Here is a 25,118-nt window from a genome sequence, read left to right on the forward strand (position 1 = left end):
GAAGGGGAACCGCGCGGGCCGGCGGGACGCACTTTTCGTCGATTCCCTCGGCACGCGCGTGCACTTCGTTCTCTCCCTCGCGCGGGGGAAGTTCCCGATGATCACCCTAATAACAGACGAGGGAAAAAGATGGACAGGGTAAAGGGGAGATAATAGGTGGGGAGGTACCGGCTTCTTGCGAGGGGCTGTGCGATCTGCCGGAAGGGGGCAACGATGGTCCTCTTCGTCACGGGAAAGTGTCACCGCACCTGCTGGTACTGTCCCCTCTCTGCCTCGCGGAAGGGGAAGGATGACGTCTACGCGAACGAGAAACTGGTCCGCTCCCCGGCAGAGGCGATCGCGGTCGCGCGCACGATGGACGCGCTCGGAACCGGCGTGACGGGCGGGGAACCCTTGCTCGTCGTCGGGAGGGTCGCCGAGTACTGCAGGGCACTGAAGGAATCGTTCGGCAGGGCCCACCACGTCCACCTCTACACCGGGCTTGTCCCCCGCGAGGAAGACCTCCGCGCACTCTCTGGGCTCGTCGACGAGATTCGGTTGCACCCCCCGCGGGAAGAGTGGGAGAATATCATCGAAAGCCCCTACATCGATGCGGTCGCGCGGGCGAGGAATCTCGGGTACTCCGCGGGATTCGAGGTGCCGGCCCTCCCCGAGGTGGAGTGCCTTCTCGCTGCCCTCCCGTACCTCGACTTCCTCAATATCAACGAGCTCGAGTGGGGGGAGACGAATGCCGAGGCGATGCGGGAGAGGGGGCTTGAACCCGAGGACAGCCTCCACAATGCGGTTGCGGGTGCGCGCTCGTGGGCTGTCCCCCTCTTCGGCCACCCGAAGGTGCACTGGTGCTCCTCCGCGTACAAGGACTCTCACCAGCTGCGCAAGAGACTCCTCCGCGTCGCGAGGAACACCGCGCGCCCCTTCGACCTCGTCACCCGGGACGGGACCATAATCTACGGTCTCATCAGGAATCCCCCCTCGTTCCCCGAAGTCCTCACACGCCTCGACCGGGAGATGTACGAGGTGGGGGAGGAGGGAATCGAGACCCTCTGGTGGATCGTCGCGGAGCACGCGCGCGAGATCCCCGGCGAGAAGTGCATCGTCGAGAGGTACCCTGACAGGGGCATCGTCGTGGAGGTGACCCCGGTCCCGTGATCGAGGACGCGGTCCTCTCGGTGTACGAGAGGGTGCTCCGGATGCAGTGCCGGCACATCCCCCGGCACATCGCCATCATCCAGGACGGGAACAGGAGGTTCGCGAGGACGAGGAAGATCCCGCGGTCCGAGGGACACCGCGCGGGGGCGAACAGGACGGAGGAGGTCCTCTCGTGGGCGCGCGAACTCGGCGTGAAACACCTCACGCTGTACTCCTTCTCGACGGAGAACTTCAGGCGCGACTCGCAGGAGGTCGAGGACCTCTTCCGGCTCTTCAAGGAGAAGCTCTGCAGGGTGGTCGAGGACCCCCGGGTCCACTGCGAGAAGATCCGCGTCCGCGTGGTGGGGGCAAGGGAACTCCTCCCGGAAGACCTGAGGGAGGCGATAGAGAGGGCCGAAGAGGCGACGAAGCACTACGAGGGTTACTTCCTCAACGTCGCGCTCGCGTACGGGGGGAGGAACGAGATAGTCCGGGCGGCGAGGAGGATCCTCAAGGGGGTCGCCGAGGGGAGGTACAGGGTCTCTGACATCACCCCCGCCCTCGTCGAGTCCCACCTCCACGACGGCCAGGAGATCCCGCCCGTCGACCTCGTGATCCGCACGGGGAACGAGTACCGGACCTCCAACTTCCTGCCGTGGCTCGCGAACGGCCACGAGTGCGCGGTCTACTTCTGCGCACCCTACTGGCCGCGTTTCAGGAAGATAGATTTCCTCCGCGCGATAAGGACCTATTCACAGCGCGTGGACGCAATGGAGAGGGGCCGCGCCGGTTGAAGCGCTCCGGGGACGGAAAGTCCCCTCGCCGGGCTGCAACCATTCCCCTGAATTCCACGGGACGCCGCGCGATCCCGCGGGTTACCTCCCGAACCTCCGGACCCTCGACTGGTAGTCCCGGAGAGCCCGGAGGAAGTCTGTCTTCCGGAAGAGGGGCCAGTTCACGTCGGAGAAGAAGAGCTCTGAATAGACGGACTGCCATATGAGGAAATCCGTGAGGTGGCTTCCCCCCGTCTTGATGACGAGGTCCGGCGCGTAGGGGTAGGTGAGGTGATCCTCGATCGTCTGTTCGGTCACCTCCTCCGAGGGTATTCCCTCGGCTGCAATCCGGCGGATGCACTCGGCGATCTCCTCCCTCCCGCTCTTCCCTATCGCGACGTGGACGTCCATGCCCTCGCCCGCGACCTCGGTCCCGCCCTCCCAGTGGAGCGAGAGCCGGGCGAACCGCGAGAGTTCCCTGATGCCCGGGAGGAGGGGGAGGATCTCCCCCGGATTCCGCGTGCTGACGTGGAACGTGACGCCCTGTATGCCCGCGTCTCTCCCCGTCACCGCGCCCTTCCCCTGCCGCTCGCGGAGGAGATCCGAGACCTCGATGCACCACCGCGTGACCTCGAGGATCTTTCCCGGTGCCTCCCTCTGCTCCTGCCCGGTTATCATGAAGCAGATACGGGAAGGGAGGATCTGGAGGCCGGAGAGGAGGTGCCTCTCGTAGAGCCAGCGTATCACGAAGCCCACTCCAGTATGGAACGCGCGTCCATGGTATTCAGCACGTCCGCGGGAGTCGCCCATCCCCGCCTGCACAGGCCCACGCCATAGCGGATCCAGTCGAGGTCCCCGGGAGCGTGGGCGTCGGTCCCGACAGCGACCTTCACCCCCGATTTGACTGCCTCCCTGATGTAGATGTCATCGATGTCCATCCTGAACGGCGAGGCATTGCACTCGAGGGCTTTCCCGTGCTCCGCGGCGGCCTCGATCACCCTGTGCATGTCTACCCCGTAGGGCTCCCTCTCTCCGATGATCCGCCCCGTGGGATGACCGATGATGTCGATGTGCTCGTTCTCTATGGCCGAGACCACCCTGCGGGTCAGCACGTCTTGGTCCTGCGAGAAGCCCGAGTGGACGGACCCTACCACGATATCGAGGTCGGAGAGGACCCGCGCGGGCAGGCCAGGCTTCCCGTCGGCGAGGATGTCCACCTCGATCCCGTGGAGGACCCTGCACGGGGATGACCGGTTCACGACCTCGATCTCGTGGGCCTGCTTTGCGATCGCCTGCTCGTCGAGGCCGTGGGCGATCCCGAGCGTGGAGGAATGGTCCGTGCACGCGATGAACTCGTAACCCCTGCGTGCCCCGAATTCCGCGAGATCCCTGATATCCATGTGGCCGTCGCTCCAAGAGGAGTGGACGTGGAGATCGCCCCTTACCTCCCGTTCCTCGACGAGATTCGGGAGGGTATGCGAGAGGGCCGCTTCCACTTCCCCCCAGTCCTCGCGGAGCTCGGGGACGATGAAATCCATCCCGAGGAAGGAGAACACGTCTCCTTCCCTCGCGAAGGCGTGGAGTTCGCCCCTCTGCACGTCCTCGATGCCGTACTCGTTCAGCTTGAGCCCCTTAGAGAGGGCAAACTCCCGCAGTTTAATGTTGAAGTTCTTCGAGCCGGTGAGGTAGAGGAGCATTGCCCCGCACTGTCCCGGGGAGACGAACCTCACGTCCACGCGCGTCTGCCCGTAGCGGAACGAGGTCTTCTTCGTTCCCTCGTCGAGGACCTCGCCCGCGATCTCCCTCACCCGCGGGTTCACGGCAGACGGGTTCTCGGTCGTGACGATGTCGATGTCGCCGATAGTGCTCTTCCTCCTCCGGAAACTCCCCGCGACGACGAACCTTCCTTCCGGGAATGCCACCCTGATGTTCCCGACGATACGTTCCGCCTCGAGGAGTGTCATCCGCCCCTGCGGTGCCTTCCGGTGCGCGATTGCCCGGAGGATTGCCTCCTCTTTCTTCGGCCCGAAACCCTTGAGTGCCCTTATGCGGTGACCCCTCGCCGCGCGCTCGAGCTCGTCGATCGAGAGGATGTTCATCTTTTTCCAGAGAGTGCTCACGGTCTTCGGGCCGACGCCCTCGAGGGAGAGCATCTCGAGGACGGAGGGGGGTATCTGCGTCCTCACGGTCTCGAGCTCGTGGAATGTCCCGGTCTCGACGATCTCCCTGATCTTCTTTGCGATGGCTGCGCCGATACCGGGCACGGCTTCCAGTTCGCCGGCGGAGAGCGTGTCCACGGGCACCGCGAGGCGGGCGACGCTCTCGGCTGCCCGCCTGTAGGCCCGCACCTTGAAGGGGTTGTCCCCGAGGATCTCGAGGATCTCGGCCATGAGGTTGAGCCTCTCGTAGACGACCCTGTTGGGACCCTCCATCGTGAAAATCCCCTCCCGTCTCCCCTCATGAGTGGTGATCCGGGAGCCTCATATGCATTCCCCTCCGGGGGAGCGGCCTTCCGCGAGGGTTCGGCAATTCATCGGTCCCACCCGTCATGGGGTACTTGGGGAAAATCCCTCGCAAGCAATCCGGGCACGAAAAAAAAGAGGGGGGGGGAGGTCAGATGTGCTGGTCGATGTCCTTCAGGAGCTGCTTGATGTCGATCCAGATGATCAGCTCGTTGACCTCCCTGTCCTTGTCCTTCTCCTTCACGGATTTCTTGATGATGCCGAGGATCGCCGTGTCCTCGCCGATCTCGGACGCGGACTTCGTGTCGACGTCCTTCATGTCGAACGTGGAGACCGAGAGGACATCGTCGACCATGATCCCTATCTTCGACTTCGTGTTCTTCTCGTCGAGCACGATGATCCGGCAGTTCTCCTCCGGCTGGCCCGACTCTTCCGTGATGTGCAGCCTCTGCTTGAGGTCGATGATCGTCGTGATCTCCCCGCGGAGGTCGATGATCCCCTTCACGTAGGAGGGGGTGTTGGGGAGCTTCGTGATCGTCGTGTACTCGACGACCTCTTTCACGTCGAAGAGGTCTATCGCGAAGTGTTCCTTCCCGAGGAGGAACTCGACGACCTGGAGGGTGCCGGAGCCCCCTCCGCCGGAGGGGGCTTTCTTCCCCGCGGTTCCCGCCGCCCTCTCCTGCATTTCCCCGCTCTCTCTCGCTGTCATGTCTCTCTCGGCCTCCCGGGGGCGTCAGATCTTGAACTTCGAGACCTCGGTCGAGACCTTCACCACGATGTTGTTGACGTTGGCGATGACCTTCGAGATCTGGTCGATTGCCGCTGCAGTCTCCTCGCTCACCGCGGCAGAGTCGGTCGCCTCCTTCGCGGTGTTCCGGACGAGGTTGTTCACCTCGTTCATGCTCGCGGTGACCTCCTCTACGGATGCTGCCTGCTCTTCTGACGCGGCCGCGACCTCGGTCATCGCGCGGCTAATCTGGTCGATTGCCTCCACGATCTTGTTGAAGTTCTCGAGCGTCTCCTTGAGGGCGACACTGCCTTCCCTGACCTCGGTGTTCGAGACCGCGACGGTCTCCGCGGCCATCTGCGTCTGCTTCTGGAGGTTTCCGATCATCTCGGCGATCTTCTCGGCAGAGACCCTCGACTCCTCGGCCAGCGACTTGACCTCGGTCGCGACGACCGCGAACCCTCTCCCCGCGTCGCCCGCGCGCGCGGCCTCGATCGCCGCGTTCAGTGCGAGCAGGTTCGTCTGGTTCGCGAGATCCGTGATCAGGTTCACGATCTCGCCGATCTTGTCCATCTGGGACTTGATCTCGAGGATGATCGTGTTGACCTCGTTCGAGGACCGGGTGATGCCGTCCATGCCCTTCTCGGTCTTCTTGGCAAGCTCGATGCCCTTGCGCGAGTAGTCGTTGGTCTGCTGGACGAGCTGGGAGACTGACTCGGCCTTCGCGGCGACCTGCTGGATGGTCTTGGAGAGGTCTTCCATCGCCTTGAGGACCTCGGCGATGCCCTGGCTGCTCTGCTCGGCGTTCGAGCTCACCGCCGCCGCGTTCTTCGCGACTTGGGCAGAGCCGGCCGAGACCTCCTCGATGCTCGCGTTCGCCTCCTCTGCGCTCGCGCCAAGCTCCGTGACCTGCTGGTTCACGACGGCGAGCGCCTTGCTCACCTGGATGCCGATGTTGTCGAGGGCCTCCCTGAACTTCTGGAAGTCGCCCGCCACGCTGAGGTTTTTATCGAACCGCCGCGTGAAGTCCCCTGCCGCGTACGCCTCGCAGACTTTCATCGCCTCGTTGAGGGGCTTGACCATGGCATCGAGGGTCGCGTTGATGCCCTCGACGAGCGTCCTGTACTCGCCCTCGTGCCTGCTCGCATCGGCACGGACATCGAGCCGTCCCTCGACGGCGGCCCTCGCGAGCATCTTCGTGTCCGCAAGGAGCCTGTCGACGGTCTCGAGGCAGTTGACGATAGCCGGGAGGAGGTGGTCCTGCTCGCTCCGCTTGCCGATCTTCTTCAGTTCTGCTAGCTCGCGCGTGTCGCCGACCGCGATCTCGTTTATCTGCTTGGTGACGGCAAGGAGCCTCTCCCTCACCTGGTTGGTGGAATCGGCCATCGTGCCGAAGATCCCCTGGTACTTGCCCTCGACACCACGCGTGTGGTCATTGACCGCGAGCCTGTGGAGGATGTGGTCGCACTCGACGAGGCCCTGGAGTCCGTCGACGCAGCTGTTGATGCTGTTCTTGACGTCGTTGAACTCGCCGCGGTACGTCTCGGTGATCTTCTCCGGTACCTCGCCCTTCCCGATGCGCTCGATGTAGCGTGCAGTCATCCGGAGCGGGTTGACGATGGCATCGAGTGTCTCGTTCAGTCCCTTGATGAGACTCGCGTAGTCCCCCTTGAATTTCGACGGCTCGCCGCGGACCGAGAGCTGCCCTTCAGAAGCTGCCACGCTGACCTTCGCGATCTCGTCGGAGAAGTTCTGGATGGTCTTCACGACGTTTGCAAAGGCCTTTGAGACCTCCGCGATCTCGTCCCCGCCTGCTGCAGACTCAAGCCCGCTCTCGAGGGATTTCGAGGCACCGCCGAGGTCCCCCTCCATCACGCGGTTCCCGAGCGCGACGAGGTCACCCATCCTGCGGGCGATGGACCTCCCGAACATGATGGAGACGAGTGCACCGATGGCGATGCTCGCGACGAGGATGATGATGATCGCGTTGCGAATGTTATCGACGGGGCCCATGTACTCGGCGGGATTTACCCTCGACCCGATGATCCAGTCGAGGGCAGGGAAGTACATGTAGTATGCATCGACCTCTTTCCCCTCCCATACGTACGAGATCTTCCCGGGCTTGTCCCTGACCTTGTCCTTGGTCGCGATCATCTCCTGGATGAACTTCTCGCCCGCCATGTTCTGGCCCTGGAGCGAGGGGTGGACGAGGAGCGTCCCCTTGCTGTCCATCACGAATACGTATCCGCTCTGGCCGAGCTTCGTCGAGAGGATCTCCTTCTTCAGGGCACCGTAGACCGTCTCCTCGGGGACGCCGACGAAGAGGATCCCGATGATCTCGCCGTTCGCATTCCTGATGGGCTCGTACGCGGTGATGTACGTCTTGCCCACGACGTCGGCAACCCCATAGTACGTCTCGCCCTTGCGGATGACGGCATCGTACACGGCGTCCGAGACCGGCGTCCCGAGTGCCCGCCGCCCATCAGCACCGACGACGTTCGTCGAGATCCGGATCGCCTGGCCATCGGTCTTCTGGAAGATCGTCGCCTTCGATCCCGTCATCTTCTCGATCTGGTCGACGATCTCGAAGTTGTCGTTGACGACGTAACTCTGCCCGCCCTTGCCCTTGAGGACGAGTTTCCCCCCCGAGATCTCGGGCGTCCCGTACCCGTAGAAGGTGTTGTGCAGGACGCTTAAGTCACCGTTCAGCTTCATCTGCGCGAGCTGGTAATTGTTCGAGGTCATCTTATGGATGTCGCTGATCTCGGTGGAGAGGAGTTCGTCAATCTGTTCCTGGATAGCTCCTGTGGAACTTGTGTAGGCGACGATTCCGAGCAACAGCGTTGGAACGGCCACCAGGACAAGACAGAGGACGAGGATCTTCGTCCCGATCTTCATCTGTGAGAATCCAGCCATTCTGCCCATAGGTGTACTACCCCGCATCGTGTGGTATTGTCCATCCCGGGAGCTCCGATAATTCCGGCTCGATACGTTCCAGCCGGAAAATTCGGAGGGATGCCCCACGGACTACACGAACTTTCAAGCTGATATTATATAAAATTATCTCATAATGAACATCAAATGCAATGGTTAATATAGTTATACATTCATGCTGGTATTATCTGAACCGTAGATATCGTGCATCCTTAAGAACAATAGTGGGAACCATGGCAGAGAGGGGGGACATCGACCAGATCAGGGAGCTCCTCGCCCGGCACCGGAAGGGTCTCACCATCGACGAGGTCTCGCGGGAACTTGGGATCAACAGGAGCACCGCATCGAAGTACCTGAACCTCCTCGTCTCGTCCGGCTCGGCGACGATCAGGAAGCTGGGACCTGCGAAGCTCTTCTACCTGCAGGAAAGGGTACCGGTCCACAACCTCATGGACCTCGTCGACGAGGGCATCGTGATCGTGAACGAGTCCCTCGCAATCCATTACCTCAACGGGAGACTCGCCTCCCTGCTTGGAGTCGAGAGGGACGCTTACCTCGGCGAGAACGCGACCCACACCCCCCTCGCTCCCCTCTTCGACCGGGACACCCTCCGTTCCATCGGCGATTCCATCCCTGCCACGGGGATCACCCTACGAGGATCCATCGGCATCAGTGGCGGGGAGGTCGCGGTCGAAAAAAGGCTCTTCCCGGTCCGATTCGAGTCGGGGACGACGGGGTTCTGCATCGTCTGCCGGTTCTTGAAGGAGCCAGCCGAGAAGCTATCAACGGCCGATGCCCCTGAAAAATCCCGGCGGGAACTCTATGCCCGTTTCTTCCAGCTCGATGCCCTCGTCCGGCGGTACGCGAAGAACCAGCTTGTCCGGGCACTCGAGATCGGGAGGAGGATCGCCGAGATCTGGGACCTCTCCCGCATGAGGGAACTCTCGAGGGAACAGGAAGAGATCCTCGACTCCCTCCTCGCCGAGGTGGGGAACTTCGACGAGTTCCTCGGGGATACGCTCCCCGAAGTGAAGTGGCATTCCCTCGAGGACGTCGTCGGCGAGGCACTCTCGCTCGTGCAGCTCTCGCATATCAAGTTCTTTTCCGACATCAGGGGCGTAGAGGTCTGCGCCGAGAAGAGCATCCCCCGCGTCTTCCAGGCGCTCCTCGAGAACTCGGCCGTCCACGGCAGGAAGGTGACGTCGATCAGGGTCGCGGCCCGGGAGACGCCCGAGGGACTCCTCGTGGTGTACGAGGACGATGGCATGGGCATCCCGGCCGAGGAGAAAGCGACGCTCTTTGAGTGGGGGCATGGGGAGAGGAGGGCCCACTCGCTCTTCCTCTGCCGGCAGGTCCTCGACGCGACGGGAATATCCATCAGGGAGACCGGCGAATTCACGAGGGGAGCGCGCTTCGAAATCCTCATCCCGCCGGGGAAGTACCGCGTCATTCCCGAGAACCCGCGCTCTAATCTCTCCTAGTCATTCCTCACGAAAATCTTGAGGAGAGGCTTGTACGGGGAAAAGAGGTGCTCGACTTCCCTCCCGAGGAACTCGGACATCCCCATGACGTAGTATCCGCCGGGCCGGAGTCCCTGGTGGATCATCCGGACGAGGTCGTTCTTCTGTTTATCGGAGAAGTAGATAGTGACGTTCCTGCAGGAGACGAGGTCGAGATTCCGCTGGACCGGCACCCCGGACATCAGGTCGTGGTGCTGGAACATCACGTGCTGCCGGATGTGTGGCTTGATCTCGAATTTCCCGTCAGGCCTCGCCGTGAAGTGGCGGTGCAGCTGCCTCTCGGAGACATATTCGAGCGTGGATTTCTCGTAGATTCCTTCCTTTGCCTTCCGGAGGATCGCCTCGTCGATGTCGGTCGCGATGATAAGCCAGTCCACGTCCTTGCGGATCAGGGTCAGGTCGTAGAGGAGCATGGCATACGAGTACGGTTCCTCCCCCGAGGAGCACCCTGCGCTCCATATCCTGACCCGGTTCTGCCGGCGGAGGAGCGGGGTGAGGATCTCGTCCCTGATACACTCGAAGACCTGGGGGTCTCGGAAGAATTTCGTCACGTTGATGGTGAGGGCATTCTTCAGGAGTTCGTGCTCCTCGGGGTGCGAGAGGAGGAACTCACGGTACTCCTTATAAGTCGCGATGCGCCGCGCGTTCATCCGGGAGGCGATCCGGCGCTTGATGTAGTCCTCCTTGTAACTGCCGCACTGGATGTTGAAGAGGCGCTGGATCGTCTGGAGGAGGCTCTGGAAATCGTCCATATGCTCGGTTGAGTCCCTACCGCCTCGCGAGCTCGAAGAGGTGGGATAATATCTTCTCGGTGTCGAGATATAAAACGAGCTTTTGTTCGGCCTTCCGCTCGCCGAGGATAGCCTTCTCCTCCTCCAGCTTTATGATCCCCTTGATGAACGATCTCCCGGGTGCCTGCGGGTCTGCCTTCCGCATGTCGATATTTTCCTCGGGAACGGAACAGACACTGGAGACGTGGTCCACGATGAATCCTACCTTGTCCCCCCTCGCTGCCTCGGGCACGATGATGATGAATTTCTGGTCACGCGAGAGAGACCCCGTGTCCTGCCCGACGACCATGGAAAGCGAGATGAGGGTCGTGATCTCGCCACGGATATTCGTCATCCCCGCGATGTAGGGGGGAGCCCTCGGGATGGGTGTGACGGGGAGAGCCTCCACTATCTCCCTCGTGTACCTGATATCTATCGCGTACAGGTTTCCATCAAGGCCGAATATCAGGATCTCGGGCATCCGACACTATCCCTTCTCGTGTTCAGGTTCTCACCTTGAATGACTCCACTATTCTCCGTGCCTCGGCCATCTTCTGCCGGATCTCGCTCGTCGCGCTCGCGATCTCCTCGATCGACGCGCTGCTCTCCTCCGCGAGTGCGGCGAGATTCTCGGTGTTCTTCTCGTTCGCGACGACTATGTTGTGGATGAGCTCGATGTCATGCATCAGGTTTTCGCTCGCGGCAGCCTGGTTCTCGGTTGCCTTCGAGATCTGGTTAATCGCTTCGGCCGTTGTCCGTATCCCTTCGGACATCTGGTTCAGGGCCTGGATCGTCACTTCCACGCTCTTTATCCCGGTCATGATCTCCTCGTAGGCCTTCCGCATCGAGTCGACGGTCTGGCTGCTCGAGTGGGAGATGTCCCTTATCACCGTGTCGATGCTCTTCGTCGCATTCTTCGACCCCCCGGCGAGGTTCCTTACCTCCTCCGCGACGACCGCGAATCCCCTCCCGTGTTCGCCGGCCCTCGCGGCTTCTATCGCGGCGTTCAGCGCGAGGAGGTTGGTCTGGTTCGCGATATCGGTGATCATCCGGACGATCTTGCTGATCTCCTGTGTCTTAGCGTTCAGGGCCACCATCTCGTCCATGACGCGCTGGGAGAGGTCCTGGACGAGGTTCATCTTGAGCGAGGCCTCCTTCCCGAGCCTCCCCGCGTTGTCCCCCGCGTGGAGAACATTCCTTGATGTTTCTGCCATCTGGTGGGTCGTCCTTGCGATCCTCTCCACGTCCTCGTTCAGCGCGACGATCTGCCTCGTCACCTTCTCGAGCTGGGAGAGCTGGTTCTTCGCATCCTCCGAGTTCTTCTGGGCGGTGAGCGCGACGTTCTGGGATGCGCGGGCAATCTCGTCCGTCCCCGTGAGGATGTCTCCCACCGCGCCATCGAGGTACTCGATTGTCCGGGCGAGGTTGGAGACGAGGGCATTGAGGCGGTCGATGGTCGCGTTGAGGTCGTCCTTGACAGACGCGAGGGGATCGTTCTCGTGGACGACGACCTTCATCGTGAGATCGCCGTTCGCGAGCCGGGAGAGGGTCTCTCCTATCTCCCGCATGCTCCCCGCGAGGCGGTCCTCGAGTTTCCTCTTCTCCGTGATATCGTTGTACAACGCAAATACCGTCTTTACCTCGCCCCGCTCGTCGAGGATGGGGATACCGTATTGCTCGAGGATCTTCACCCCTGACGGCATCTCCACCGTCACCACCCCGTAAGACCTCTTCCTCTCGGTGATCGCGACCTTGAGTCCCTCGCCCTTCTGGTCGAGGACCTTGAAGTTCTTCACGCTCATGCCCCTGAGCTTCTTTTGCTCGATCCCCGAGAGCTTGCTGTACGACTCGTTCGCCGCGATGATGGTCCAGTCCCTGTCGAATATCAGGATGGGGAACGGATTCTCGTTGAACGTGATCTGGTTCCTGGTACGCAAGTCCGCGGCAACCCTGAGGAGCTCGTTGATGGTCTCCGCGAACTCCCGGCAGGCAGGATCGACCTTCCCGGGGTCGATCCGGAAACCATTGAGGGAAATCCCCTTCCGGAGGGCTTCCCGGATATCCGCGAGAGTATTCCCCGCCATTCCTGTCATCATTTCAAGATAGTGTAAAAGAAGGGGTATATTAATTCATTGGATTTAATCATCACAAGTGAAAATTAAAACCGATGATTACTGTTGCAATGCGGTTCCTCTGCCGCGGCGGATCCGCGCGGCGCTGCGAGGCAACCTTTCACGTAATTTTCTCACTGCGCATCATCCAAATCGTCAAATAATTTCTGGTCCAACCGAACCTCCGATGAAGAGCTCCGCGGGGGAGGACATCCTCGAGGCCGCGTATACCCTCTGGGTGGCGAACGGGAGAATGCCGACTGTACGGGAGGTTGCAGCGCGGCTCGCAAAGGAGGAGGGGACCGTCCGCGAAGAGGCCCGGGACCTCGCGGCGGAGGGCTACGTCTCTCTCCGCGAGGGAGAGATCCTCGAGCTCTCCGACAAGGGGAAGGAGACGGGAGCACGGGTAGAGAAGAAACACAGGGTCCTCGAGTGCTTCCTCTCCGAGGTCCTCGGGATGGAGCGGTCCGCAGCGTCCGAGGAGGCCTGTATCCTCGAGCACGGGATCTCGGACGAGACCCTCGACCGGCTCGAGGGATTCATCTCCCGCCCGGGACCGGGGGGGTACCGCTTCCGGAGGGGCAGGAGGAGACTCCAGTCCCTCGCAGATTTCCGCGAGGGTTCAGAGCTGAGGGTCATCGCAATCCGTCCCATATGCGGGTGCGAGCGGCTCGGTGACCTCGGGATCCTCCCCGGGGAGACCCTGCGCGTTGTCCACGTCCTCAACCACAAGGCCGTCGTCGTGAGGGTGAAGGGGTGCGATATCGCCCTGAGCCCTGAGATCGCCTCCTCCATCCTCGTGGAGAAGGTCCCATGAAGATAGGCCTCGTCGGGAACCCGAACGTCGGCAAGTCCCTCATCTTCCACCAGCTGACGGGACTCGGAGTGGAGGTCAGCAATTATCCCGGTACAACAGTGGACCTCTTCTCGGGCAGCCTCTGCTACGGCAGGGAGCGTCTCGAGCTCGTCGACCTCCCGGGTGTCTATTCCCTCGAGGGGAAATCGCCGGAAGAGGAGATCGCGAGGAGATTCATCGCGAGCGGGGAGGTCGAGAGGCTCGTTGCAGTCCTCGACGCGACGCACCTCGAGAGGAACCTCTACCTCCTCCTGCAGGTCGCGGAGTACCGAAAGCCCCTCGTCGTCGTCCTGAACATGATGGACGAGGCAGAGAAGAACGGGATCGCGATCGACACGCGGGAACTCTCTTCCATCCTCGGCGTCGAGGTGATCGAGGCTGCCGCGATACAGGGGAAGAATGTACAGGAGATAATCCCCGCCTCCCTCGAACGGTCGAGGGTCCCCCGGATCACGGTCCCCTACGACCTCCACGTCGAGGCTGCAATAAAGAGCCTCTGCTCCGTCCACGGCGTCGACAGGATCACGGCGCTCCTGGCCCTCCAGGGAATGGCCGCGCCGGGTGACCTCGCGGAATCCGCGGCGGCGCTCGCGTCGGAGATCGAGGAGATGCACAGGATGGCGGTCTCGCAGATCATCGCGGGGAACCGCCACCACTGCGCGCGCGCGATCGCGCGCCGGGTCGTGAAGGTGCAGGAAGCGGCGCGGGAGGGTGTCATGGCGGGATCCCTCGAGGCCGCCCTCACATCCCGGACGTGGGGGGCTGTCATCCTCGCCGCTGTCCTCGTGTCCATCCTCTCCTGCGTCTTTTTCGTCGGGTCTTTCCTCGAGGAACTCCTCGTCGGGTCCTTCGATTCGTTCCTGGTACAGCCGTTCCTCTCGCTCGGCATCCCGCCTTTCCCAAGGCAGGTAGGGCACGCGGTGCTCCTCGCCTTCCAGGCTGGCCTCGGGATAGCCTTCCCCTTCATCTTCACGTTCTACGTCTTCATCTCCATCCTCGAGGACTCCGGGTACCTCACGCGGGCGGCTTTCATTGCGGACAGCCTCATGCACAGGCTCGGCATGCACGGGCAGGGGATAATCCCCCTCATCCTCGGGTTCGGCTGCAACGTCCCGGCCATCATGGGACTGCGCCTCCTCCGGACCCGGAGGGAGCGGATCATCGCATCGTTCCTCGTGAGCATGGTCCCCTGCTCGGCGAGGACCGTGATCGTCGCGGGGATGGTCGCGGTCTTCGTCGGGTTCTGGGCAGCGATGAGCATCTACCTCGTCTCGCTTGTCCTGATCGGCCTCACCGGCATCGTGCTCTCCCGCGTCACGCCCGGCGAGCGGTACGGCATGATCCTCGAGCTCTCGCCGCTCCGGGTACCGAGGCCCGGCAACGTCATCGCCAAGTCGTGGACCCGGATACGCGAATTCCTCCTCGTCGCGATGCCGCTCCTCGTCGCCGCGAGCGTGGTGCTCGGCATCCTCCAGTACGCGGGATTCTTCGAACTCTTCTCGGAGGTCGTCGCGCCGTTCTCGGAGGCCGTCCTCGGGCTGCCCGGCTACGCGGCGAGTGCCCTCGTCTTTGGGATCCTGCGCAGGGAGATGGCACTCGAGACGCTCGTCGTCCTCGCGGGGACACCGGACCTCCCCTCGGTCCTCACGGCCGTCCAGATCTATGTCTTTGCCATCGTGAGTGTCCTCTTCATCCCCTGCGTCTCGACGATCGGTGTCCTCTCGAGGGTCGTGGGAAAACGCGTAACCCTCGCCGTCTCGGCGTACACGCTCGGACTCGGCCTGTGCATCGGAGCGCTTATAAACCTTCTTGCGAGATGATATCTGGGGATGTATACTTATAAGACCGGGATACGACTCATCGACGAGAAGAAAGATGGGCTTTCCCCGGGATCGAATATACTCATTCTCGCTCCCTCGCTGAGCCGGGGTGAACAACTGGGGTACTCGATCGCAAGGCCCCTCCCCGGCGAGTATGCCCTCATCCTCTCGACGGTCATGCGCTCGGTCGACCTCCTCGAGTTCTTCGCCGCGGCGCGGGTCGACCACACCCGGATCGGGATCATCGACGCCGTCAGTAAGCTCTCCACGCCCGACATCGCGGACTCGACGAAGGTGCGGTACGTCTCGAGTCCAAGCGACCTCACGGGGATAGGGATCAAGTTCTCGGCGATGGTGGAGAGCATATTCAACGGGGAATTTCCCGAATCCGGCGACGCGCTCTTCCCCCCGCCCATCCGGTTTTATATCGACTCGCTCACCACGCTCCTCATGTACCGGAGACTGGAGGTCATCTACCAGTTCCTCCATGTCATCACCGCCAAGCTGAAGAAGATGGAAGCCATTGGGATATACGCTCTCAACTCCGAATCGTTCGACGAGAAGACACAGTCCCTCATCAAGCAGCTCATGAACCTCGTGATCGAAGTGAAGAACGACCAGCACGGAGACTTCCTGCGGGTGAGGGGGATACCCGGCGTATCCCCGGAGTGGGTCGCGTTCCAGATATCGGAGGAGGGCCTGGAGGTGATCGTGTGATCCGCACGGGGATACTCGGGATCGACGAGATGCTCGGCTCGGGTATCCCGGCCGGGACGAGGGCGATATTCTCCCTTGAGCCGGGGGTTGACGGGCGTCCCTTCATGTACAGGATCCTCCAGTCTGTCCTCTCGTCGGGGAAGAACGCGCTCGTCATCGCCCCGCACTCCACCCGCGGCGCGTTTGCCGCGGACTTTTCCCAGGCGATGGGGACGCGCCTTGAGGGAGAGCGGGGGAAGGTTGCCATCCTCGACAGCGCCGTGCGCGACGGGATAAACGCGAGGGTGAAGGGCACGCGTGCCCGCCTCGCGGAATGGCAGAGGGCAATCCACGAGACGATCGCGCGCGAGGGGATCCACGTCGTCTTCGTCTACTTCGACCTCCTCTACGAGGACTTCGGCCTTGAGCCCGCGCTCTCCCTCCTCCCCGGCGGCAAGGAGGCGCGGAAACTCACGACGATCGTCGAGCACCTCAACCTCGAGGGAGACAGCCTTATTACGCACTTCGCGTCCGGTGGTTACTTCGACCTCATCATCTCTGTCCACTCTGCGCTGAGCTCCGTCCCCTTCTTCCACTTCTTCACGGTCGAGTACGTCTCGTGGAGCAGGATGCCCCGGCGCTCCGTTCCCTACGAGGTGAGCGAGGGTGTCGTCAGGCTCTACATCCCGAAGATCATCGTGACCGGGCCACCCTCGTGCGGGAAGACCACGTTTGTCGCGAACGCGTCCGACACCGGCCTCAGCGCGGACCGGGGGGACCTCGATGGCTTCAGGACGACGGTCGCGATGGACCTCGGGTGGCTCCACCTGAAGGGTTTCGACATCACGCTGTTCGGGACCCCCGGCCAGCCGAGGTTCGACCCGATCATCCCGAGGATCGTGCGAAACGCGATGGGGGCCATCATGATGATAGACGCGACCCGGCCGGAAACGCTCCCCCGGGCAAGGGACCTCCTCACTCTCGTATTCTCGGCGAGGATCCCCTTCGTGGTCGCCGTCAACAAGGTCGACCTCCCCCACAGGATGGACGAGAGGATGGTCAGGGAGAGTCTTAAACTGAAAGACGACGTTCCCGTGTTCTTCATAAGCTCGCTCCGCCGCTCGGATGTCCATTCCGTGCTCGAGTCGATGCTCGACCGCATCACGCGCCACTCGGCGTGAGTCGGGGAAAGGCGTGGGAATGCTCACGTTCGTTGGCCTGGGCCTGTACGACCACCGCGACGTCTCGGTGAAGGGCCTTGAAGCGATCCGCCGTGCCGGAATAGTCTTCTTCGAGGAGTACACCTCCCGGCTGGCGGGGACAACCATCCTGGAGATGGAGGAGTACTTTGGGAGGGAGATCAGGTGCGTGGGGAGGAGAGAGATAGAGGAGGTTCCCGATGTGATCCTCGAAGCGGCGGAAAACCAGGACGTCGTCCTCCTGACAGGCGGCGATCCCATGGTCTCGACGACCCACGCCGACCTCCGCATCAGGGCACACAGGAGGGGGATAAAGACCGCGATCATCCACGGGGCCTCCATCGCGAGTGCCGTGTGCGGTCTGTCAGGCCTCCAGAACTACCGCTTCGGCAAGTCGTGTTCGGTCCCGTTCCCGCGGGAGAACTGGTTTCCCCTGACGCCCGCGGAGGTCATCTCGGCGAATCTCGCGCGTGATCTCCACACCCTCGTGTACCTCGATATCGCCGGGGACAGGTGCATGACGGTCCACGAAGGTGTCAGGCTTCTCGAGGAGATGTCCCGGAGATGCGGTTTTTCCATCCCCCTCTACGTGGGGATCGCGAGGGCGGGATCCCCGCACCCTGACGTCTTTGCCGGGACCGCGGAGGAGATATTCGCCCACGACTTCGGTCCACCCCTCCACGTTCTGGTCGTCCCGGGCTCCCTCCACGTCGTGGAGAGGGAGTACCTCGAGGTGTTCGGGGGATTATGACGATCGCGGCGTGGAGGGAGGCTGTCGCCCGGAGACTGGATGGTGCGGCAGTCCACCCGCCCCGGGGAACCGTTTACCATGCCCTCGCGGGGGAGATGGAGGCGATGGCGAGGTCCTACCTCGCTGACGGCGACTTCTTCCTCTCGCGGGGAGACCATGTCAATGCGCTCGCGGCCTTCTCGTACGCGCTCGGGTGGCTCGACACCGCGGTCTCCCTCGGCCTCCTCTCGCCGGGGGATCACTCGTGCGGGTGGCTCTTTGCACCCGTCGCGGTCCCCGGGGAGGAGCGCGACAGGCTGGTGGAGAAGGCGGGCCGTTACGGGAAGATGCTGCGCGCGGCGCTCGGGTGCACGGTCCCCGCCCCGGAAGAAGGCACGCGGGTGCGTGCATCCTGCGACCGCATCTTTTGCGCCTGCACGGTCCTCCTGGAATTCGGGGACACCTTTGCATCACGGGGCATGGCCGGAAATGCGCTCGGCGCGTACAGCTACGGCCACGGGTGGCTCGACGCGGGGGTCCGGGCGGGGCTCTTCAGGATCACCGGCAACCGCGTGCTCTTCGCGGTGTGAGGGGTCTCGTAATGTTTCCGCGGATTAATCGTAAACTTTTATGCGCTCGGGAAGCTCCAACTATCACGCTTCTTGAACCCGCGATACCGGCGGCGTGAGGACCATGGAGAAGAGCGAGAGACGCTGGTTGTGGGTGTCGCTTGGGTTCTCGCTCGTCGTGCTCGCGCTCATCCTCTTCTTCACGGTCGACTCGTCGACCTTCACGCTCCTCGAGCGGATGAACCCCCTCTTCATCGTCCTCGCGCTCTGCATCCACCTCCTCGCGCTCTTCTTCTGGTCCCTCCGGATATGGTGCATGAGCCGTGGCCTCGGGTACAGCGTCCCGCTCCTCCACTGCGTGAACCTCGTCTACGCAAATCTCCTCGTCGCGGCCATCACGCCGTCGCAGGCGGGGGGAGAGCCCGTGCGGGTCCACGAGCTCTACCGCGCGGGGGTGAAGGTCGGGGACGCGACCGCGATCGTCATCACGGAGCGGATCCTCGACGGGATCGTGCTCGGCGTGGGCGGGGCCTTCTTCATGTTCGTCCTCGGGAGTATCTGGCAGACGGTCGGGTCGATCTACAGCTACTTCCTCTACCTCTCGTGGATATTCATCACGGCACTCGTCGCCATGTTCCTCTACTCCGTGAAGAAACCGTATATCCTCAAGCGGTTCCTCGGGGGAATCACCCGGCACGTCGCGCGGTTCCGGGGGAAGGAGAAGGCCGAGTACTATGCCCGCCGCATCGACAGGGAGGTCGACAACTTCCACTCGACACTCGTCCTCTTCATCAGGCAGGGGAAGAGGGGTCTCCTCCTCGGGCTCGTCTTCACCGCGGTCTTCTGGTTCCTCGAGGCGATCATCGTCTCTGTCATCCTCGTGGGACTCTCCCAGCCCCCGATCCTCGTCGAGTCCATGATCATCCAGCTCATCATCGCCATCATCATGATGATCCCGCTCACTCCCGGGGGCTCGGGCATCGCGGAGATCCTCTTCTCGACGATGTACGGCCTCTACATCCCCCACGCCCTCATCGGGATAGTCGTCGTGCTGTGGCGCAGCATCCTCTACTATTCCAACATCCTGCTCGGGCTCCTCGGGTCCCTCGCCATCGTCCGCCGGGAGGCACGGGGCAGCGGCGCCGATAAACCTTAATGTAACGACAGGAGCAATCCTCTCACAGGTATGGAAGCGATCCGCTGCAGCGTGAAAGGTGTCTACATGGCAATCGGCCCGCTCGGGGCATCACCTGCAGTCGTCATCTCCCTCCCGGGCGAAGACATGTGCATCCCGATCTACATCGGGTTGTGGGAGGCAATCTCCATCCGCAACGCGCTGAAGGGGGAGATCCCCCCGCGGCCGCTCACGCACGACCTCTTCGTCGAGTTCATGAAGGCGTTCGGGATCGAACTCCGGGAGATGATCATCGATTCGCTCGAGGACGGCGTCTACTACGCGCGCGTGATATTCATCCACGACAACCAGCGCACGAGCATGGACTGCCGGCCGAGCGACGGCATCGCGCTCTCCCTCCGGTGCAACGCGGATCTCTTCGTGGACGACGAGGTCGTCGCGGATTCGTCGGTCCGGTTCTCGGAACTCACCGGCCTGCAGGATCTCGACGCGTTCCTTGGGAGCTAGTGCCTTTTCGCCGGGCCTCGAGCTCGCCGACCACGTCGTCCCACTCCGTTCCCGCCGCCCGGAGACCGATCATGAGGTGGAAGACGAGGTCTGCCGCCTCGCCCACGATCGCCTCTTTCTTCCCGTTCTTGACGGCGAGGATGAACTCCGTGGCCTCTTCGCCCACCTTCTCGAGCACCCTGTCGATTCCCTTGGGGTCCGAGACGAGCGACGCGACGTACGAACCCTGCCGCGGGTGATCGACGCGGTCCCGTATCACCTCGAAGAGGGCGGTGAGGGTTCCCTCACTGGGCGCCACCCGTTCCCTCCTCGACGAGGACCTCGCCGATCTCCGGTCCCCCGAACCTCCTCGAGAGGATCCGCGCCTTCTCGATGGTGATTCCCCCCTTGCCTATCGCGAGGCCGAGGTCTGCCTTCTGCTTCACGACGATGTCGATCGTGCCCGGGACCGCGGATTGCCTCGTCGCGGTCACCGTCGCGGGCTTGAACATGTGCGCGATGAACTGGAATAGGTCATCGGAGTATTCGACCATCTCGACCTTCTTGCCGAGCACCTTCTGGAGTCGGCGGATATTCTCGCCCTTCTTGCCGATCGCGAGGCCCATGTCCCCGGGCTTGATGACGTAGATGACGCGCCCGTATTTCTCGTCGATGACACAGTCTATTGCAGTTGCCTTCGTGAGTATCCGCAGTTCCTCGATATATCGCCTTTCCTTGAATCCGATCGTTCGCTCCATCGAGTTTTCCGTATATATGTTCCCGGCACGAGGGATTAAAACCATTTGCCGGGGAACGTTGCCGGGGAACGAGTGGATTTTTCCACCGTCGGGCGGCAAAAGAGGGGGGGGCTTTGGAATCCGTCCGGCGGGACTCCCCCGGCGGGGGCAGGTGACCGCACCGCGACTCGCCGGCCAGGCTACCCGATGAGGTAGACCACGCTGACCTCTGCGGTGACCTTCACCTCGCCGGCCTCTATGGGCGTCGGCACACCGTCGAGCCCCGTTTCTGCCCTCATCATCGCGATGTTGCTCGCGTAGATCCGCGGGGGATAGTACCCCGACACCGTGATCTGCTTCACGCCGGTGATTTTGACACCCGCCGCGTTCGCGACCGCGGAGGCCTCGCTGTACGCCCTGTTGACGGCCTGCGCGAGCAGCTCGTTCCGGACGGACTGCTCGAGCTCGTCGCTCACGAAGAACCCGATCGATCCCACCTGGTTCGCACCCGCCGTGACCGCGGCGTCGATGACCTCGCCGGTCCGCGTGACGTCCCTCAGTGTCACCTGGAGGCTGTTCGTGACCTGGTAGTACTTCACCTTCGGCCGGAACAGGCCCTTTGAATCGTCGTAGACGGGGACGACCGAGTACCCGACTGTTTTCAGGTCCCTCCTCGGAATTCCGAGCCCCTCGATCGCGGCCTTCACGCCGTCCATTGTCCGCGCGTTCTCGCCCTGGGCGGCCTTCACGTCGGCGTTCTCCGTGACCACGGAGACCGTGACGACGGCGCGATCGGGCGTGACCATGGTCTCGGCCCTGCCCGACGTCGCGAGGGTCTTCTCGTCGCCCCCCTGTGCCGCTGCCGTTCCCGCGAGCACCGCCCCGACGAGGAGGACGAGGAGCCCGGCGAGGGCAACCCGCATTGCACGTGGTTTCGGTTCCATGGTCTCCGTTATCCACCGTAAAATTCAAATATCTTTCCTAAACTTCGAAAATGTTCGCAGTTATACGTGCTCGTGGAAACCCCCCTGTGTCTCTGGCCCCGTCCCGCCGTCCCAAGCTACATGAAGGGAGAGGGCGTACATATTCGATCGTTCCCTTATGGCCTCAACGCTGGTCGAGAAGATATTCTCAAGGAAGTGTTCGCGGGACGTGAAGGCAGGTGACGTCGTCATGGTGCCTGTCGACCTCGCGATGATCCACGACATCACCGGGCCCCTCGCCGTCCAGAAATTCCGTGAAATGGGTGGGGAAAAGGTATTCGATCCCCGCCGGGTATTCCTCCTCTTCGACCACCAGGTGCCTGCGGATTCCATCCCGGCGGCAGAAAACCACGCTTTCCTGAGACAGTTCGCGAGAGAACAGGGTATCGAGAACCTCGACGGGAGGGAGGGTATATGCCACCAGGTCGTGATGGAGCGGGGGCGCGCCGCTCCCGGCGAGGTGATCGTCGGCGCGGACTCGCACACCTGCATGTACGGCGCGGCGGGCGCGTTCGCGACAGGTATCGGGTCGACGGACATGGGATTCGTCCTGAAGTTCGGCGCCCTCTACTTCCGCGTTCCGCAGACCGTGAAGGTCACGGCCGAGGGAGAATTCCCGTGGAGGGTCGGGCCAAAGGACCTCATCCTCGAGATCGTGCGGAGGGTCGGGGCCGACGGCGCGACGTACCAGGCCATCGAGTTCTCGGGGGAGACCTTCAGGAAGATGGGGATGGCAGGACGGATGACCTGCTGCAATATGGCAGTGGAGATGGGCGCAAAGGCGGGGATAGTCCCGCCGGACGACGTCACGTGGGAGTACCTCGCGGGGAAGAGGGACATCGCGCCGTTCCCGCTCGAAAGCGACGGGGGGGCACCATTCAGCGCGGAGTACACGGTCGACGTCTCACGGCTTGGGCCGCGTGTCGCCGTCCCGCACAACGTCGACCAGGTGGTCGACGTCTCCAAGGTCGCGGGGACACGCATCGACCAGGTCTTCATCGGGTCCTGCACGAACGGGAGGTTCGAGGATCTCAAGGAGGCAGCCGACGTCCTCGGGGAGAGGGCATTCCACCCCGACGTGAGGGTCATCGTCGTCCCCGCCTCGAGGACCGAGTACCTGAAGGCGCTGAGGGCGGGGCTAATAGAGAAGTTCGTCTCTGCGGGGGCACTCGTCGAGGCACCCTGCTGCGGGCCGTGCATGGGAGGGGCGTTTGGGCTCCTTGCCCGGGGCGAGGTCTCCCTCTCCACCTCGAACAGGAACTTCCGGGGACGGCAGGGGAGCACGGAAGCCTCCGTGTACCTCTGTTCACCGGCAACGGCAGCGGCGAGTGCGATCACCGGGGAGATCACGGACCCAAGGGAGGTGTGAGGCGTGAGGGTCTGGAAGTTCGGCGATAACGTCGACACGGACGCGATCATACCCGGGAGGTACCTCGTCGAGTACGAACCGGCGGTCCTCGCCACCCACGCCTTCGAGGGGACGAGGGACGAGTTTGCGCGCGATGCGAGGGAAGGGGACGTCATCGTCGCCGGGAGGAACTTTGGGTGCGGGTCGTCGCGCGAGCACGCTCCCCTCGCCCTCCTCGGCGCGGGCGTGAGGGTGATCATCGCCCGGTCTTTCGCGCGGATATTCTACAGGAACGCGATCAACGTCGGGATACTCCCCGTCGTCTGCCCCGGTGCCGACGAGATAGAGGACGGCGCGGAGATCGTCCTCCACCTCGATTCCGGGTACGTCGAGTCGGGTGGCAGGAAGTTCCCGGTCGAACCGGTGCCGGGGTTCCTCAAGGAGATCATCGACGCGGGAGGGCTCGTCGAGTACGCGCGGAGACTCGAGAGGGTGGAGACATGTACAGGGTCGCAGTGATCGGGGGAGACGGGATAGGCCCCGAGATCGTCGCCGAGGGAAGGAAAGTCCTCGACGCGGCCGCGGAACGGTTCTCCTTCGAGATCCAGTGGGAGGAGTTCGATATCGGCGCGGAGCGGTACCTGAAAACCGGCGAGCTCCTCACCGAGGACGACCTCTCCGAGCTCTCCCGGTTCAGAGCAATATACTTCGGCGCGGTGGGAGACGAGCGGGTGCGACCGGGGATCCTCGAGAAGGGCATCCTCCTCTCCCTGCGGTTTTACTTCGACCAGTACGTCAACTTGAGGCCCGTCCGGCTCCTCGAGGGCGCAAGATCACCGCTCGCGGGAAAGAGACCACAGGACATCGACTTCGTGGTCGTCAGGGAGAACACGGAGGATTTCTACGTGGGAGTCGGCGGGAGGTTCCGCGGCAGGGACCGGGCCCTCCACGAGGTCCATAGGGCGCTCTACAACATAAAGTTCGGGCTCGACTGCGAGAGCGACGCGGACGAGGTCGCGTACCAGATCGGGGTCATCACCCGCGAGGGGGCAAGGAGGGTGATATCGTACGCGGCGGACCTCGCGGAGAGGCGGAGGAAGAAACTGACGTCTGTCGACAAGGCAAACGTCCTCACCGAGGTGTACGGTCTCTGGAGGGAGGTTTTCTCCGAGGTGACCGCGGCGCACCCCGGCCTCGAGACCGAGTTTACATACGTCGACGCGGTGACGATGTGGTTCGTCAAGAATCCCGAGTCTTTCGACGTCGTGGTGACGCCGAACATGTTCGGGGACATCATCACGGACCTCGGGGCAATGATCCAGGGTGGCCTCGGCCTTGCCGCCGGCGGGAACATCAACCCCGAGGGGACATCCATGTTCGAGCCTATCCACGGGTCTGCACCGAAGTACAAGGGGAGAAACGAGGCCAATCCAATGGCGACGATCTGGGCAGGTTCGATGCTCCTCGACCACCTCGGCGAGCGGGAGGCGGCCGAGGCCGTCCTCTCCGCGGTCGCCCAGTCGATAAGGGACGGGATCGTGACGAGGGACATGGGCGGGTCGGCCCGGACATCGGACGTCGGGGACTACGTCGCTGCCCTCGTGCGGAGGATGTAGGAAAACGAGGGGGTGATGCCCGCGTTCCTCACGCGGGGCACGGCGAGGGGACCTTCGCGAAGTCCCAGAGGACGTGGTTCCTCGGCTGGCCGATCCCCCGCTCCTCGGGGAGCTCCACCACGGGTGCAACCCTCTCCCTCGAGGAGAGGACGTCCCGCAGGGACTCGAGGGAGACCGTGAAACGGTCGCCGTTTCCGAGGGTAATGTTGAGGGCCTTTCCCGAGCGCGAAGGCGCGGCCTTGCCCGCCTCTCCCCCGAGGTACTCCATCCAGTTCTGCTTGACCTTCCACACTGTTACGGTCGCCCCCTGCTCGAGGATCGCCGAGAGGTCGTCGACGGGAATGCAGAGCCGTGCACCGTGGATGTAGAGGAGGGCGACCTCCCTCGGGACACCCTCGCCGTCGAGGACCCTGTACCCGTTCCTGCAGAGGTATCCCGCCCGTCTCATGGTATTTGTCATCCTGATCCACCTTCTGGCGAGGGGGGTATATAAACCCTCGATGGGCGCGGTGTGAAAG

At 62.8% G+C, this 25,118-nt stretch carries 25 protein-coding genes; 14 read left to right on the top strand and 11 right to left on the bottom strand.

The window, feature by feature from the left end; genetic code table 11:
- The first annotated feature begins 156 nt into the window (after positions 1 to 156).
- Positions 157 to 1,149, top strand: coding sequence for a radical SAM protein (locus tag QFX32_02445; GenBank protein MDI9632898.1), 993 nt, complete (start codon positions 157 to 159; stop codon positions 1,147 to 1,149).
- Entirely contained in the window at positions 1,146 to 1,922 is a 777-nt protein-coding gene (gene uppS, locus QFX32_02450; GenBank protein ID MDI9632899.1) for a polyprenyl diphosphate synthase, read from the top strand. The genes QFX32_02445 and uppS overlap by 4 nt, the downstream gene beginning before the upstream one ends.
- An 81-nt stretch (positions 1,923 to 2,003) precedes the next feature.
- Here the strand turns inward: uppS and QFX32_02455 are convergent, their stop codons facing one another.
- The 4 genes from QFX32_02455 to QFX32_02470 form a co-directional block, all read right to left on the bottom strand.
- Entirely contained in the window at positions 2,004 to 2,648 is a 645-nt protein-coding gene (locus QFX32_02455) for an undecaprenyl diphosphate synthase family protein (GenBank protein ID MDI9632900.1), read from the bottom strand.
- A complete protein-coding gene (polX, locus tag QFX32_02460; GenBank protein MDI9632901.1) occupies positions 2,645 to 4,333 on the bottom strand; it encodes a DNA polymerase/3'-5' exonuclease PolX in 1,689 nt (562 codons plus the stop codon). Before polX ends, QFX32_02455 begins: the two co-directional genes overlap by 4 nt.
- 181 nt (positions 4,334 to 4,514) lie before the next feature.
- Positions 4,515 to 5,072: a chemotaxis protein CheW gene (locus QFX32_02465; protein MDI9632902.1), complete on the bottom strand. Its 558-nt coding sequence runs from the start codon at positions 5,070 to 5,072 to the stop codon at positions 4,515 to 4,517.
- Between the two features lie 24 nt (positions 5,073 to 5,096).
- The gene (locus QFX32_02470; GenBank protein MDI9632903.1) at positions 5,097 to 8,006 is read right to left on the bottom strand and encodes a Cache 3/Cache 2 fusion domain-containing protein; all 2,910 of its coding nucleotides are present in this window, start codon (positions 8,004 to 8,006) and stop codon (positions 5,097 to 5,099) included.
- A gap of 251 nt (positions 8,007 to 8,257) precedes the next feature.
- Here QFX32_02470 and QFX32_02475 point away from each other — a divergent pair, with 251 nt between their 5' ends.
- The gene (locus QFX32_02475) at positions 8,258 to 9,505 is read left to right on the top strand and encodes a helix-turn-helix domain-containing protein (protein MDI9632904.1); all 1,248 of its coding nucleotides are present in this window, start codon (positions 8,258 to 8,260) and stop codon (positions 9,503 to 9,505) included.
- On the opposite strand, the gene QFX32_02480 is transcribed toward QFX32_02475, so the two are convergent.
- The 3 genes from QFX32_02480 to QFX32_02490 are packed head-to-tail and all read right to left on the bottom strand — an operon-like array spanning position 9,502 to position 12,407.
- Entirely contained in the window at positions 9,502 to 10,296 is a 795-nt protein-coding gene (locus QFX32_02480) for a protein-glutamate O-methyltransferase CheR (GenBank protein MDI9632905.1), read from the bottom strand. The genes QFX32_02475 and QFX32_02480 overlap by 4 nt on opposite strands.
- A gap of 16 nt (positions 10,297 to 10,312) precedes the next feature.
- Entirely contained in the window at positions 10,313 to 10,795 is a 483-nt protein-coding gene (locus tag QFX32_02485) for a chemotaxis protein CheW (GenBank protein ID MDI9632906.1), read from the bottom strand.
- Positions 10,796 to 10,817: 22 nt separating this feature from the next.
- On the bottom strand, positions 10,818 to 12,407 hold the full coding sequence (locus QFX32_02490; GenBank protein ID MDI9632907.1) for a methyl-accepting chemotaxis protein: 1,590 nt from the start codon (positions 12,405 to 12,407) through the stop codon (positions 10,818 to 10,820).
- A 205-nt stretch (positions 12,408 to 12,612) separates the two neighbouring features.
- On the opposite strand from QFX32_02490, the gene QFX32_02495 reads away from it, so the two are divergent.
- From QFX32_02495 to QFX32_02530, 8 genes are all read left to right on the top strand, one after another.
- Positions 12,613 to 13,242, top strand: coding sequence for a metal-dependent transcriptional regulator (locus QFX32_02495; protein ID MDI9632908.1), 630 nt, complete (start codon positions 12,613 to 12,615; stop codon positions 13,240 to 13,242).
- Positions 13,239 to 15,101, top strand: a complete 1,863-nt coding sequence (gene feoB / locus QFX32_02500; protein MDI9632909.1) for a ferrous iron transport protein B — start codon at positions 13,239 to 13,241, stop codon at positions 15,099 to 15,101. The genes QFX32_02495 and feoB overlap by 4 nt, the downstream gene beginning before the upstream one ends.
- A 9-nt stretch (positions 15,102 to 15,110) precedes the next feature.
- Positions 15,111 to 15,818 (top strand): hypothetical protein, encoded by a 708-nt coding sequence (locus QFX32_02505; GenBank protein MDI9632910.1) that lies wholly within the window; start codon positions 15,111 to 15,113, stop codon positions 15,816 to 15,818.
- Positions 15,815 to 16,978, top strand: coding sequence for an ATP/GTP-binding protein (locus tag QFX32_02510; protein ID MDI9632911.1), 1,164 nt, complete (start codon positions 15,815 to 15,817; stop codon positions 16,976 to 16,978). The genes QFX32_02505 and QFX32_02510 overlap by 4 nt, the downstream gene beginning before the upstream one ends.
- Before the next feature lie 19 nt (positions 16,979 to 16,997).
- Positions 16,998 to 17,747 carry a diphthine synthase gene (dph5, locus tag QFX32_02515; protein ID MDI9632912.1) on the top strand — a complete coding sequence of 250 codons (750 nt, stop codon included), beginning with the start codon at positions 16,998 to 17,000 and terminating at the stop codon, positions 17,745 to 17,747.
- A complete protein-coding gene (locus tag QFX32_02520) occupies positions 17,744 to 18,316 on the top strand; it encodes a DUF357 domain-containing protein (protein MDI9632913.1) in 573 nt (190 codons plus the stop codon). The genes dph5 and QFX32_02520 overlap by 4 nt, the downstream gene beginning before the upstream one ends.
- Positions 18,317 to 18,419: 103 nt before the next feature.
- Positions 18,420 to 19,451, top strand: coding sequence for a flippase-like domain-containing protein (locus tag QFX32_02525; GenBank protein ID MDI9632914.1), 1,032 nt, complete (start codon positions 18,420 to 18,422; stop codon positions 19,449 to 19,451).
- A 30-nt stretch (positions 19,452 to 19,481) separates the two neighbouring features.
- On the top strand, positions 19,482 to 19,937 hold the full coding sequence (locus tag QFX32_02530; GenBank protein ID MDI9632915.1) for a bifunctional nuclease family protein: 456 nt from the start codon (positions 19,482 to 19,484) through the stop codon (positions 19,935 to 19,937).
- On the opposite strand, the gene hisE is transcribed toward QFX32_02530, so the two are convergent.
- From hisE to QFX32_02545, 3 genes are all read right to left on the bottom strand, one after another.
- Positions 19,897 to 20,235 carry a phosphoribosyl-ATP diphosphatase gene (gene hisE / locus QFX32_02535; GenBank protein ID MDI9632916.1) on the bottom strand — a complete coding sequence of 113 codons (339 nt, stop codon included), beginning with the start codon at positions 20,233 to 20,235 and terminating at the stop codon, positions 19,897 to 19,899. The two genes, QFX32_02530 and hisE, sit on opposite strands and share 41 nt — an antisense overlap.
- A complete protein-coding gene (locus QFX32_02540) occupies positions 20,222 to 20,674 on the bottom strand; it encodes a NusA-like transcription termination signal-binding factor (GenBank protein ID MDI9632917.1) in 453 nt (150 codons plus the stop codon). Before QFX32_02540 ends, hisE begins: the two co-directional genes overlap by 14 nt.
- Before the next feature lie 179 nt (positions 20,675 to 20,853).
- Positions 20,854 to 21,597 (bottom strand): SIMPL domain-containing protein, encoded by a 744-nt coding sequence (locus tag QFX32_02545; protein MDI9632918.1) that lies wholly within the window; start codon positions 21,595 to 21,597, stop codon positions 20,854 to 20,856.
- A gap of 157 nt (positions 21,598 to 21,754) precedes the next feature.
- Between QFX32_02545 and QFX32_02550 the strand changes: the two genes are divergently transcribed.
- Genes QFX32_02550 through QFX32_02560 form a run of 3 tightly spaced genes read left to right on the top strand, consistent with a single transcriptional unit; the run spans position 21,755 to position 24,600 of the window.
- On the top strand, positions 21,755 to 23,005 hold the full coding sequence (locus QFX32_02550; GenBank protein MDI9632919.1) for a 3-isopropylmalate dehydratase large subunit: 1,251 nt from the start codon (positions 21,755 to 21,757) through the stop codon (positions 23,003 to 23,005).
- Between the two features lie 3 nt (positions 23,006 to 23,008).
- Positions 23,009 to 23,503, top strand: coding sequence for a 3-isopropylmalate dehydratase small subunit (locus QFX32_02555; GenBank protein ID MDI9632920.1), 495 nt, complete (start codon positions 23,009 to 23,011; stop codon positions 23,501 to 23,503).
- A complete protein-coding gene (locus QFX32_02560) occupies positions 23,485 to 24,600 on the top strand; it encodes an isocitrate/isopropylmalate family dehydrogenase (GenBank protein ID MDI9632921.1) in 1,116 nt (371 codons plus the stop codon). Before QFX32_02555 ends, QFX32_02560 begins: the two co-directional genes overlap by 19 nt.
- A gap of 28 nt (positions 24,601 to 24,628) precedes the next feature.
- On the opposite strand, the gene QFX32_02565 is transcribed toward QFX32_02560, so the two are convergent.
- Positions 24,629 to 25,060 carry a hypothetical protein gene (locus tag QFX32_02565; GenBank protein MDI9632922.1) on the bottom strand — a complete coding sequence of 144 codons (432 nt, stop codon included), beginning with the start codon at positions 25,058 to 25,060 and terminating at the stop codon, positions 24,629 to 24,631.
- Between the last annotated feature and the right edge of the window lie 58 nt (positions 25,061 to 25,118).

The organism is Methanolinea sp. (assembly GCA_030055515.1).
In the GTDB taxonomy this organism is placed as follows: domain Archaea; phylum Halobacteriota; class Methanomicrobia; order Methanomicrobiales; family Methanospirillaceae; genus Methanolinea_A.